This window comes from Janthinobacterium sp. GW821-FHT03C10, assembly GCF_059420865.1.
In genome coordinates, this window is the sequence record NZ_JBWKUN010000007.1 from 60,007 (window position 1) to 71,205 (window position 11,199).

Annotated in this window: 10 protein-coding genes; 3 read left to right on the forward strand and 7 right to left on the reverse strand. The window is 65.2% G+C overall.

Translation table 11 applies throughout. From position 1 onward, the window contains the following. Nucleotides 1-35 precede the first annotated feature (35 nt). From AC07VH_RS22335 to AC07VH_RS22355, 5 genes are all read right to left on the reverse strand, one after another. The gene (locus AC07VH_RS22335) at nt 36-3,434 is read right to left on the reverse strand and encodes a hybrid sensor histidine kinase/response regulator (protein ID WP_494788998.1); all 3,399 of its coding nucleotides are present in this window, start codon (nt 3,432-3,434) and stop codon (nt 36-38) included. Further along, nucleotides 3,431-4,555 (reverse strand): hybrid sensor histidine kinase/response regulator, encoded by a 1,125-nt coding sequence (locus tag AC07VH_RS22340; protein ID WP_494788999.1) that lies wholly within the window; start codon nt 4,553-4,555, stop codon nt 3,431-3,433. Before AC07VH_RS22340 ends, AC07VH_RS22335 begins: the two co-directional genes overlap by 4 nt. A gap of 105 nt (nt 4,556-4,660) precedes the next feature. After that, on the reverse strand, nt 4,661-5,269 hold the full coding sequence (locus AC07VH_RS22345; protein ID WP_494789066.1) for a chemotaxis protein CheB: 609 nt from the start codon (nt 5,267-5,269) through the stop codon (nt 4,661-4,663). Between the two features lies 1 nt (nt 5,270). Further along, a complete protein-coding gene (locus AC07VH_RS22350) occupies nt 5,271-6,095 on the reverse strand; it encodes a CheR family methyltransferase (protein ID WP_475415603.1) in 825 nt (274 codons plus the stop codon). Nucleotides 6,096-6,219: 124 nt separating this feature from the next. Next, a complete protein-coding gene (locus AC07VH_RS22355; RefSeq protein ID WP_475415604.1) occupies nt 6,220-7,206 on the reverse strand; it encodes an aldo/keto reductase in 987 nt (328 codons plus the stop codon). Nucleotides 7,207-7,295: 89 nt separating this feature from the next. On the opposite strand from AC07VH_RS22355, the gene AC07VH_RS22360 reads away from it, so the two are divergent. Both AC07VH_RS22360 and AC07VH_RS22365 read left to right on the forward strand, forming a co-directional pair. After that, nucleotides 7,296-8,186, forward strand: coding sequence for a LysR family transcriptional regulator (locus AC07VH_RS22360; RefSeq protein WP_494789000.1), 891 nt, complete (start codon nt 7,296-7,298; stop codon nt 8,184-8,186). Between the two features lie 67 nt (nt 8,187-8,253). Next, on the forward strand, nt 8,254-8,763 hold the full coding sequence (locus AC07VH_RS22365) for a GAF domain-containing protein (protein ID WP_494789001.1): 510 nt from the start codon (nt 8,254-8,256) through the stop codon (nt 8,761-8,763). Here AC07VH_RS22365 and AC07VH_RS22370 read toward each other — a convergent pair whose 3' ends face one another. Both AC07VH_RS22370 and AC07VH_RS22375 read right to left on the reverse strand, forming a co-directional pair. Next, complete coding sequence (locus tag AC07VH_RS22370) at nt 8,764-9,351, reverse strand: O-methyltransferase (RefSeq protein ID WP_475415607.1); 588 nt, start codon at nt 9,349-9,351, stop codon at nt 8,764-8,766. Between the two features lie 38 nt (nt 9,352-9,389). After that, on the reverse strand, nt 9,390-10,280 hold the full coding sequence (locus AC07VH_RS22375; RefSeq protein ID WP_494789002.1) for a DMT family transporter: 891 nt from the start codon (nt 10,278-10,280) through the stop codon (nt 9,390-9,392). A 107-nt stretch (nt 10,281-10,387) separates the two neighbouring features. On the opposite strand from AC07VH_RS22375, the gene AC07VH_RS22380 reads away from it, so the two are divergent. Next, nucleotides 10,388-11,167: an AraC family transcriptional regulator gene (locus tag AC07VH_RS22380; RefSeq protein WP_475415609.1), complete on the forward strand. Its 780-nt coding sequence runs from the start codon at nt 10,388-10,390 to the stop codon at nt 11,165-11,167. Nucleotides 11,168-11,199 lie beyond the last annotated feature (32 nt).

Consider the following 11,199-nt stretch of genomic DNA (forward strand, 5'->3'; position numbering starts at 1 on the left):
AGGTGAGACGGGCTGGCCGAAGCGGCGCGCGCCCGTCAGGGTTGGTCGAGTGCCGCTTGCAACTCCATCAAATCATAGGGCTTGCGCAGGACGCTGGCGGAAAAGCCCAGCTCATCCATCGATTCCTTGCCATAGCCGGTGGAAAAGATGATGCGCATGCCCGGTTTATCGCGCAGCACCATGCGCGCCAGCGCGATGCCGGACATGCCGGGCAGGCTGACATCCGTAAACAGGATATCGAAGTCTTGCTCGTTGAGCAATTTCCACGCCGCCTCGCCATCGGACACGCCGCTGACCGTATGGCCCAGCATGCCCACCAGTTCGCACACCATCAGCTGCGAATCGAGGTTGTCTTCCACCACGAGTATCTTCATCGATGTCGGCATGTCCCCCTGCGGTTCCGGCGCATGGCCCGTCAAGTCCAGCCCCGGCGTGCCGCCTCCCCGCACGCCGGCCGCCAGGCTGCCTGTCGCCAGTGTGCCGGCCACGGGCGCGCCGGACCGTTCAAACTGGCGCGCGCGCATTTGCTGCTGGCGGTTGGCCAGCACATGGCGCAGCTTGCGCGCCAGCTCTTCGCGCCGGTATGGCTTGCTGAGCAATTCCACGCCCGCGTCGAGACGCCCTTCGTGCACGATGACATCCTGCGCGTAGCCCGACGTAAACAAGACGGCGATATCGGGCTGCAACTCGCGCGCCTGGCGCGCCATCTCCGTGCTGCTGACGGGACCGGGCATGATCACGTCCGTAAACAGCAAGTCGATCTGCGCGCCGCTGTGCAGCACGGCCAGCGCGCTTTCGCCATCCTCGGCCTTGAGCACCGTATAGCCCAGCGCGCCCAGCATATCGACGACGGTGGTGCGCACGCCCACATCGTCTTCCACCACCAGCACGGTTTCCGTGCCGCCCGTGACGACGCCGCTCAATTCCAGTTCCTCGTCCGCTTCGGCCATCAGGGAACGGGGCAAATAGATTTTGACTCCCGTGCCCACGCCAGGTTCACTGTAAATGCGGATATGGCCGCGGCTTTGCGTGACAAAGCCATACGCCATCGACAAGCCCAGGCCCGTGCCCGCGCCTTCCGGCTTGGTGGTGAAGAACGGCTCGAACGCGCGCTGCAGCACGGCGCCGCTCATGCCGCGGCCCGTGTCCGTCACCGACAGCATCACGTACTGGCCCGCCGGCACGTCGACCAGGTTATGCACATACTGTTCGTCGAGCACGACGTTGCCCAGCTCGATCGTCAGCTTGCCCACGCCATCCATGGCGTCGCGCGCATTGATGGCCAGGTTGAGGATGACGTTCTCGATCTGGCTGCGGTCGACCAGGGTATTCCACAGCCCGCCGCCACCCACCAGCACGATGTCGATCGCTTCGCCCAGCGCGCGCCGCAGCAGCGCATCCATGTTGCGCACCACGCGGGCCAGGTCGGCCACCACGGGTTTCAACGGTTGACGCCGCGCAAACGCCAGCAGGTGCGACGACAGCTTGGCGCCCCGCTCGACGGCGGCAATCGCCGTGTCCAGGCGCTGGCGCATGAGGCCATCCGTGCCCGCCAGGTGTTGCAGCAAATGCAAATTGCCGGAAATGATTTGCAGCACGTTATTGAAATCGTGCGCGATGCCGCCCGTCAGCTGGCCCACGGCTTCCATCTTTTGCGCTTGGCGCAAGGCGTCTTCGGCCTTGGTGCGCTCGCTCACTTCCTGTTCGACCCGGTGCTCGAGCGTTTCGTTCAATTCATGCAGCGCTTTTTCCACGCGGCGCCGGTCCGTGATGTCCGTCTTGACGGCGATCAGGGAACGCGTCTGTCCCTGCTCATCGACCAGGCGGCTGACATTGCTCGACACCCACACTTGCGAGCCATCGGGCTTCAGGTAGCGCTTTTCCAGCGAGAACGACTCGCCCGTTTCCACCAGGCGCCGGAACAGCACGTTGTTGCCTGGCACGTCGGCCGGATGCATGATGTCGTTCATGTTCAGGCTCAGCAGCTCTTCGGCGGAACGCCCCAGCATGCAGCACAGGGCGCCGTTGACCCGCTGGAAACGGCCATCGAGGCCCAGTTCCGACAAGCCCACGGAGGCCTGGCCGAAAATGGCCGCCATGCGCTCCTGGCTGGCATTGAGTTCATCCTCGATCTGGCGCCGCTCCGTCACGTCGAACGACACGCCCACGTAGCGGCGCTGGCCCGGCACGCGGCCGGCCACCACCTCGCCCTGGCGCGCGATCCAGCGCAGCGCGCCATCGGCGGGGCGGCGGATGCGGTACTCGACGTATTCGAGGGGATTGGGCGCGACGTCAAGCTTGCTGGGGCCGACCTTTTGCTGGTCGCGCGCATCGACCAGGCTCACCAGCAGGCGCTCCGTCACTTCTTCTTCGTCGGCAATGCCCCACAGGCGGCGGAAGGTGGGCGACACCACCATCGCGCCCGTCTCGGGGAACCATTCGAAGGTGCCGATGCCGCCCGCCTGCTGGGCCAGGCGCAAGCGCTCCTCGCCTTCCATGCGCTCGGTCACATCGATGCCTTCGACGAGGATGCCCGTCACCGCGCCCTCGTCATCCTTGATGGGCTGATAGACGAAATCGATCTGGCGCTGGCCCGTCTGCCCGTCCGCCGTCTGCAAGTCCACCTTCACCTGGCGCCCTTCGAAGGGCACGCCCGTGCGGTAGACCTGGTCGAGCAAGTCGATGAAACCTTGCGCCTTAACTTCAGGCAAGGCCTCTTCGACGGTCTTGCCCAGCAGATCGCGGTGCCCCACCAGGCGCAGATAATGCTCGTTCGCCAATTCGAACACGTGCCGCGGCCCGCGCAGCAGGGTCATGAAGCTCGGCGCCTGCTGGAACAGCGCGCGCAGCAGCGCCCGCTCCTCGCCCAGGCGGCGGTTGGCCGCGCGCACGGCCTCGCTCTCCAGCTGCAAGGTGGTGTTGAGTTCGCCCAGCTCGGCCGTGGCCAGCTTCAGCTGGCGCCCCTCTTCCATGCGCGCCGTCAATTCCAGCGCCGTGCACAGCACGCCGTCCACCTGGCCGTCGGCGCCATGCACGGGCGTGTAAAACAGATCGAAACAGACGTCCGTGCGCTGTCCGCCGCGCAACAGCGGCAAACAGCATTCGCGGTGCACCTGCGTCTCGCCGCGCAATCCCGCTTCGAGGATGTGCGCGTTCCAGTCCCAGATTTCGGGCCAGATGGCCGGCACCGTGCCGCCCAGCGCCGCCGGATGGCGCGCCCCGGCGATCTGGATGTAGTCATCGTTGTAAATCATGACGTGCTGCGGCCCCCACATCAGCACCATCGCCATCGGCGAATTGAGCACGATGTCGACGCTGGTGCGCAGATGGGCGGGCCAGCCATCAAGGGCGCCCAGGCTGGTGGCGGACCAGTCGAACTGGCGCACCAGTTCGCCCATGCTGCCGCCGCCGCGCGGCAAGGCCGGCGCGCTCATGTGGTCAGTCCCGCTTGCACGCACACCTGGCATTGGCGCGGGATGCGCACCGTCGCCAGCGTGCCCTGCGCGGCCGTCGAACTGATCTCGACCGTGCCGCCGTGGGCCTTGACGAACATGTTCACCGTGTACAGGCCCAGCCCCAGGCCCTGCCCCGTCCTGCGCTTCTCGCCCGCCTGCTGGAACGGTTCGAACAGGGTCGGCAGCAAGGCGGCGGGGATGACGCCACGATTAGCGACGCGCAACTCAATGCTGTCGGCGGCGCGCCCGTCGAGGGCAAGCTGCACCGGCGTGCCTGCCTCGCCATGCGTGATGGCATTGTTCAACAGATTCGAGATGACTTGCGACAGCAAGCCCGCATCGCATTGTCCGTGCAGCTCGCCCACGCTGCTGACCTCGACCAGCGGCGCCTGGCCGGCCGTCTCGAATTCCTCGACGATGGCGCGCGCCAGCGCCAGGTAATCGTGCGTGCTGCTGCGCAATTCCATCGTGCCGGAACGGATGCGCGCCAGGTCCAGCAGCTGGTCGACCATGCGCGCCATGCGCTTGGCGCTGCTTTCGATGCGCTGCGCCGTGACGATCACCTTCGGGTGGTCGCTCATCATCGGCAACAGCATGGCGCCGTTCATGACCACCGACAAGGGCGTGCGCAAGTCGTGACCCAGCACGGCCGTGAACAGTTCGTTCAAATGCAGCGCATGCTTGAGCTCGTCGAGCTGGGCCGACAATTCGCGTTTTTGCCGGTACAGCTGGACCAGCACGGCCACCTTGCTTTGCAAGGCTTTCACGTCAATGGGCTTGTACAGGAAATCGACGGCGCCCGCCTCGTAGCCGCGGAAACTGTAGCTCGGTTCGCGCGACGCAGCCGTGAGAAAAATCAAGGGAATGCTGCGCGTGCGTTCGCTGCCGCGTATCAACTCGGCCAGCTCGAAACCATCCATCTGCGGCATTTGCACGTCGATCAGGGCCAGTGCCACTTCATGCGTCAACAGCAATTCCAGCGCTTGCGCGCCCGAGCTGGCTTTCAGGATGACAATGCCGGGCCGTGCCAGCACGGCTTCGGCGGCGACCAGGTTTTGCGCGATGTCGTCAACGACGAGGATATGAATAGGGGCGGTCACGGATCAGTCTTCAGGCATCGTCACGGCAAGTGCCATAATATTTTGATATGGAAATTAATATTGTTTCAGTCTTTGCATATATTACACGCACTGTCATGCCCCCATTCACTTGTCCCCCGTGTCATCCAGCAGGGCCAGGCTGGCGGCCATTTGCGGCAAATCGAGCACGCGGTCGGCGCCGGCACGCTTGAGCGCGGCGGCCGGCATGATGCCACAACTGGCCCGCTGCGGGTCTTGCACCCAGGCGCTGCCGCCCAGCTGCCGCACGCGCGCCAGGCCCGCCGCGCCATCGGCCGACGCGCCCGTCAGGATGATGGCCAGCATGGCGCGCCGGTAGGCATACGCAGCCGTTTCCAGCAAGACATCGATGGAAGGACGCGAAAAATACACGGGCTCTTCCTGCGACAAAGAAAAACAGCCATCGGGCTCGACTTGCAGGTGGTAATCGGGCGGCGCGAAATACACGGTGCCCTCTTGCAGCGGTTCCTTGTCCTGCGCTTCGCGCAAGGGCAGCTGGCAGCGTTCCGCATACAGATGCGGCAACTGGCTCGAGCGGCCCGGCGCCAGGTGCAGCACCACCACCACGGTGGCGCGGCAGGTGGCGGGCAAGGCGCGCAGCACGATGCCCAGCGCTTCCACGCCGCCGGCCGAAGCGCCGATGGCGATCAGGCGCAGGCCCGCTGGCGGCGGCGCCACGTCGCAGGTCGGCAACATGTCAGGCACGCTGGAAGATCCGTTCGGCCGGGCTCAGCTCGTTGAAGCTGGCTGCGTGGCGGCTGAAATGCAGGCTTTCCTTCATGCCCAGGCCCAGGAAGCCCCGGTTCACCAGCGCTTCATGGAACAGGCCCAGGCTGCGGTCTTGCAAGTCTTTATTGAAGTAAATCATGACGTTACGGCAGGAAACCATATGGACCTCCGAAAACACGCTGTCCGTCGCCAGGCTGTGGTCGGCAAAGACGAACTGGCGCCGCAGGCGCCGGTCAAAGATGGCGCCCTTGTAGGCGGCCGTGTAATAGTCGGACAGCGAGCGCCTGCCGCCCGCCAGCTGGTAATTCTCGCTGAACTGGGCGATGCGCTCGACCGGATAGATGCCCGCTTCGGCGGCGGCCAGCGCCTCGACATTGATGTCGGTCGCATAAATCATGCTGCGCTCGAGCAAGCCTTCCTCGTCCAGCAAGATGGCCAGCGACCAGACCTCTTCGCCGCTGCTGCAGCCGGCCACCCAGATCTTGATCGAGGGATAGGTGTGCAGGATGGGCACGACTTTTTCGCGCAAGGCGCGGAAATACGCGGGATCGCGGAACATCTCGCTCACTTGCACCGTAAAGAATTGCAGCATCTGCGCGAACATGGCCGGCTCGTGCAAGATGCGGTCCTGCAATTGCGACAGGCTGGCGCAGCCGAAACGCTCCATGGCCTGGCGCATGCGCCGGCGCAGGGACGCCACGGAATAATCGCGGAAGTCGTGCTGATAGCGCAGCAGTATTCCCTCAAGCAATAACTTCAGTTCTATATCGAAAATATCGTCATCTAACAACATTCACCTCATCGGATACCTGACCGTTGAACACGGTGCAACCTGCCAGATGCTAGCAGATCGTCGTGGATTATCCCGCAGGAAAAGCGTCAGTTAGGTACGCTGGCGTACGCTAGACCCACTTTTTTCACGCATCCACGCCCTTCATGCCTTCCTCCGTGTAGCGCGCACCCGCCGCCATGCCCAAGGGAAAGGCCGCGTTCATCGCCGCCAGTTCGCTCCCGTCCAGACGCACGGCCAGCGCGCCGAGGTTGTCGTGCAAATACGCGATGCGCTTGGTGCCGGGGATGGGAATGATGTCGTCGCCTTGCGCCAGCAGCCAGGCCAGCGCCAGCTGGGCCGGCGTGCAGCCTTTTGCGCGCGCAATCTCCCTGACCTGCGCGACGATGGCCTGGTTGCGTGCCAGGTTCTCGGCCGCGAAACGGGGATTGAAGTGGCGAAAGTCGCCTGCGTCGAGACTGGCCGCATCGGCGATGGCGCCCGTCAGGAAACCGCGCCCCAGCGGACTGTAGGCAAAGAAACTGGCGCCCACGTCGCGGCAGGCGGCCAGCACGCCCTGCTCCGGCTCGCGCGTCCACAGCGAGTATTCGCTCTGCACGGCCGCCACGGGGCAGAGCGCCGCCGCGCGCCGCAAGGTGGCGGCGCTCACTTCGCACAGGCCCACGGCACGAATCTTTCCTTCTTGCCGCAATTGCGCCAGCGCTCCCATCGAGTCTGCCAGCGGGGTATCGAGGTTCAGCCGGTGCAGATAGAACAGGTCGATGGTGTCCACGCCCAGGCGCGCCAGCGACGCCTCGCACGCCTGGCGGATGTAGGCGGGGGCATTGTCGACGCGGCGCGCATAGCTGCCCGCCTCGCGTGCCAGGCCGCACTTGGTGGCGACCAGCGCTTGCCCTGGGTGGCGCGCCAGGAAACGTCCCAGCAATTGCTCGTTGTGGCCGAAACCGTAGGCGTCGGCCGTGTCGAACAGGGTCACGCCCGCCGCCAGGGCCGCTTCCAGCGTGGCCAGCGATTGCGCCTCGTCCGTGGCGCCATAGAATTCCGACATGCCCATGCAGCCCAGACCCAGTGCCGAACTGTTCAAGCCGCTATGGCCGATGCGTCGTTGTTGCATGCTGCTCTCCTCATGTGTTGACTCGATGCAGCCAGTCTAGGCCGTGCCGGCTGGCAGGGGAATGCGCGATTTCGTGATACCTTTCTGGTATGAGAGCCCTCGATACCCACGCCCTGACCCTGTTTTGCGCCGTCGCCCGCTGCCTGAACTTCCGCCAGGCGGCCGAGCAATTGCACATGACCCAGCCGCCATTGTCGCGCGCCATCAAGACACTGGAAGAAAAACTGGGCGCGCGCCTGTTCGAGCGCGACACGCAGGGCGTCGCCCTGACGCAAGCGGGCCGCACCCTGCTGCCGCAGGCGCTGCACATCCTCGATTTGCTGGAGACGGCGCAAACGTCGCTGCAGCGCGATGCCGCCCCGGCACGCCTGCGCCTGGGCCTGACCAGCTCCGTGGCGGCCGGTCTGTTCCGCCCCCTGCTGGCGGCGCTGGAGGCGCAACTGGGCAATGTCCGCCTGGAACTGACGGCGGCGCCCTCGCCGCGCCTGGTGGCTAGCGTGCGCAAGGGTCAGCTCGACGCCGCCCTGCTCGCCTTGCCCAGCGCCACCTTCGATCTGGCCGTGCAGCCGCTGGCGCGCCAGCCCATGATGCTGGCCCTGCCCGCCGGGCACCGGCTGGCGAAGAAGCGCAAGCTCAGCCTGTCTGATATCGCGCAGGAATCCGTCTACTGGTTCGAGCGGGCGCGCCAGCCCGCCTTCTTCGACCATTGCCGGCAGGTGTTTCGCCGCCATGGCTTCGCGCCCGCCTTCCTGCGCGAGGCGCCCGACCACCATGTGCTGCTCGGCGACGTGGCGGCCGGCAAGGGCATGGCGCTGCTGGCCGACTCGTTCCGCGCGCTGCGCCTGGCCGGCGTGGCCTACCGGCCATTGCTGGAGGGCGAGGAATTGGCGGCCGGCATCGGCCTGGCCTGGCGGGAGGAACACGGCCATGCGGCCCTGCCCCTGCTGCGCCGGTTGGCGCAGGAACACCTGCACAAGTGAGGGCCACACGCGGATGCGCCGGACGCGCTACCATAACGCCTTCCCCATTTTGCGCCCCACCACGACCATGACGTTTACCATCAGCGACGCCGCCTACGGCACCGATACCCCCGCCGCCAAGCAAGCCATGTATGCGGACCTGCGCTCGCAGCTGCAAGGCTTGCTGTCGGGCGAAACCGACTTCATCGCCAATACGGCCAACTTCAGTTCGCTGGTCTTCCACACCATGCCCGGTTTGAACTGGGCCGGGTTCTACTTTCTGAAGGGCGAGGAACTGGTGCTGGGGCCGTTCCAGGGCAAGCCGGCCTGCATCCGCATCAAGAAAGGCCGCGGCGTATGCGGCACCACGGTGGTCGAAGGCAAGTCCATCGTCGTGCAGGACGTGCACGCCTTTCCCGGCCATATCGCCTGCGACGTCAATTCCCGCTCGGAACTGGTGGTGCCCGTGTTTGCGCACGGCCAGATCATCGGCGTGTTCGACCTCGACAGCCCATTGGTCGGCCGTTTCGACGATGTCGACGCGCAAGGCGTCGAATCGCTGGTGCGCGTGCTGGAAGCGGCTATCGTCGCAGCGTAATCAATTGCCCGACTTGACGGCGATGAATTCGCCCTTGCCGACAGTCGCCAGGCACGTCGTGTAGCGGCTGTCGGCGCGGATGGCGTCGATAAAGCCCGCCATGTCCGCGTAGTGCGAGCTGGCGTTGTCGACCACCAGCACGCCGCCGGCCGCCAGTGCGCGGTCCAGCTGCGGCCACCATTGTTCATATTGCTGGCGCGCGGAATCGAGGAAGATGAAATCGTAGGCGCCGTCCGCCGCATCGCGCAGCACGTCGCCCGCGTCCGCCAGCAGCTGGCCGATCACGCCTTGCAGTTGGGCGCGCACAAAGTTGTCATGCGCCATGTCGAACTTATCCTGCGCCTTTTCCACCGTCACCACGCTGCCGCCCAGCGCCTGCGCCGCGCGCGCCAGCCACAGGGTCGAGTAACCGTTCGAGGTGCCGATTTCCAGCAGCCGGCGCGCGCCGCGCGCGTGCACGAGCACGGCCAGCAATTCGCCCGTGTCGCGCGTGATATTGAGCATGCGGCTGGCGCGTTCCGTGTGCGCCGCATCGTTGCTGCTGCCGAAGGCTTCGAGTTCGCTCAACAGGGTATCAATGTCCGGCATGATGGCTCCTTGTGAAAAACATCAGCATAGCAAAAAAACTAGGCGCTGGCGCGGCGCAGGGGGCGCTTCAGCGTTTGCACCATCACCACGCCCAGCAGGGTCACGCCGCCGCCGATCACATCGTAGCCGTGCAAGGTTTCACCGAGGAACAGCATGGCGATGATGACGGTAAACACGGGCAGCAGGTTCATCAGGGTGGTGGCGCGGCTGGGCCCCAGCTTGGCCAGGCCATGCATCCACAAAAACGGCGCGATGATGGAGGCGGGGATGCCGGCGAACAGTACCAGCGGCAAGCCGGCGCCCGTGACGGGCGGCGCGGACTGGCTCAGGTAATACACGAACAGCACGGGCACGGCGCACCAGACCTGGATCAGCAGCGAATGCCAGTTATTCAGGGGAATCTTCCAGCGCTTGAGCAGCACGCCGTAGCCCGCATACGACAGGCAGGCCAGCAGCATCAGCGCGTCGCCGACGGCCGCGCCATGGGCGAGCAGGGCGGCCGGGTCGCCATGGCTGAGCAGATAGCCGAGTCCCAGCAAGGACACGATGCCGCCGAACACACCGCCCACGGTAGGCGCCTCCTTCAGCACCAGCACGGACAGGCCCACGGCCAGCAGCGGCATCATCGACGCCAAAATGCCCATGTTGGTGGCCGTTGTCGTCTGTGCGGCGATGTAGGCGAGGCACTGGTACATGACCATGCCCAACATACCCAGCACAAACAGTTTCCCCAGATACGGTTTCACCACGGAGCGCTGCTTCCACACGGGGCGGGCAAACACGAATGCCAGCAGCACGCCGGCCAGCAGCCAGCGGTAAAACGAGATGGCGGCCGGATCGATCACGCCGACGGCCAGCTTGCTGACGATGGTATTGATGGCCCAGATCAGCACGGCGATCACGGGCAACAGATAATGCTTGGGGTTCATGCAAAGACTCCACGATTCAATGAGCGCCATTTTCGCATGGTCCGATTCCATGGATATAATGAAAACCGGACAAACGATGCGAAGAACAGGACAAAACAGGACACACCATGGCCAGCAACCAGCATTTCCCCGCCGTTTCCGACGCCCTGCCCTATCCCGTGTACTTTCGCCTCGACGATTACCACGCGCACCAGCAGTTCGATTACCAGAGCCATCCGTGGGGTCAGCTCACGTATTGCTCCACGGGCGTGATGGAAATCATGGTGGCGGGCCAGCGCTATCTGTCGCCGCCCCAGTACGCCGTGTGGATACCGCCCGAGACCTTGCACGACGGCTATATCCGCCAGGATGTCGTGTTTCACTCTGCCTACATCGATGCCAGCCTGTGCGCGCAGCTGCCGGCGCAGCCGTGCGCCCTGGTCCTGAGTCCCTTGCTCAAAGCCATACTCGGCGACTTCGCCGAAAGGGGCGTCACCACGCCCGCCACCGAGGCCGACCAGCGCCTGGCGCAGGTGCTGGTCGACCAGCTGCAGCTGGCGCCGTGCAGCCGCAACTACCTGCCCGGCAGCGACGAACCCGTGATCGCGGCCTTGCTGGCCGCCCTGCAGGCGGAGCCGGGAAGTAACCGCTCACTGGCCGAGTGGGCCGCGCAATTGCATGTTACCGAGCGCACCCTGGCGCGCCGCTGTCAGCGCGAGCTGGGCATGCCGTTCGGCGAGTGGCGCCAGCGCCAGCGCTTCCTGGCCGCCCTGCCCCTGCTGGAACAGGGAGAAACCGTGCAGGCGATCGCGCTGGAACTGGGCTACAGCACGGCCTCCGCCTTCATCGCCATGTTCCGCCGCCAGAGCGGCGGCACGCCGGACCAGTTCCGCCGCGGCCTGCGCTGAAAAAGCGGGTCCGCTTTGTCATGGTTTGTCAT

What these genes read in the sequence shown, in the direction of transcription:
- AC07VH_RS22335 (WP_494788998.1), bottom strand. Translation starts at nt 3,434, where the DNA reads ATGAGCGCGCCGGCCTTGCCGCGCGGCGGCGGCAGCATGGGCGAACTG.
- AC07VH_RS22345 (WP_494789066.1), bottom strand. Translation starts at nt 5,269, where the DNA reads ATGTTGCCGACCTGCGACGTGGCGCCGCCGCCAGCGGGCCTGCGCCTG.
- AC07VH_RS22350 (WP_475415603.1), bottom strand. Translation starts at nt 6,095, where the DNA reads ATGTTGTTAGATGACGATATTTTCGATATAGAACTGAAGTTATTGCTT.
- AC07VH_RS22355 (WP_475415604.1), bottom strand. Translation starts at nt 7,206, where the DNA reads ATGCAACAACGACGCATCGGCCATAGCGGCTTGAACAGTTCGGCACTG.
- AC07VH_RS22360 (WP_494789000.1), top strand. Translation starts at nt 7,296, where the DNA reads ATGAGAGCCCTCGATACCCACGCCCTGACCCTGTTTTGCGCCGTCGCC.
- AC07VH_RS22365 (WP_494789001.1), top strand. Translation starts at nt 8,254, where the DNA reads ATGACGTTTACCATCAGCGACGCCGCCTACGGCACCGATACCCCCGCC.
- AC07VH_RS22370 (WP_475415607.1), bottom strand. Translation starts at nt 9,351, where the DNA reads ATGCCGGACATTGATACCCTGTTGAGCGAACTCGAAGCCTTCGGCAGC.
- AC07VH_RS22375 (WP_494789002.1), bottom strand. Translation starts at nt 10,280, where the DNA reads ATGAACCCCAAGCATTATCTGTTGCCCGTGATCGCCGTGCTGATCTGG.
- AC07VH_RS22380 (WP_475415609.1), top strand. Translation starts at nt 10,388, where the DNA reads ATGGCCAGCAACCAGCATTTCCCCGCCGTTTCCGACGCCCTGCCCTAT.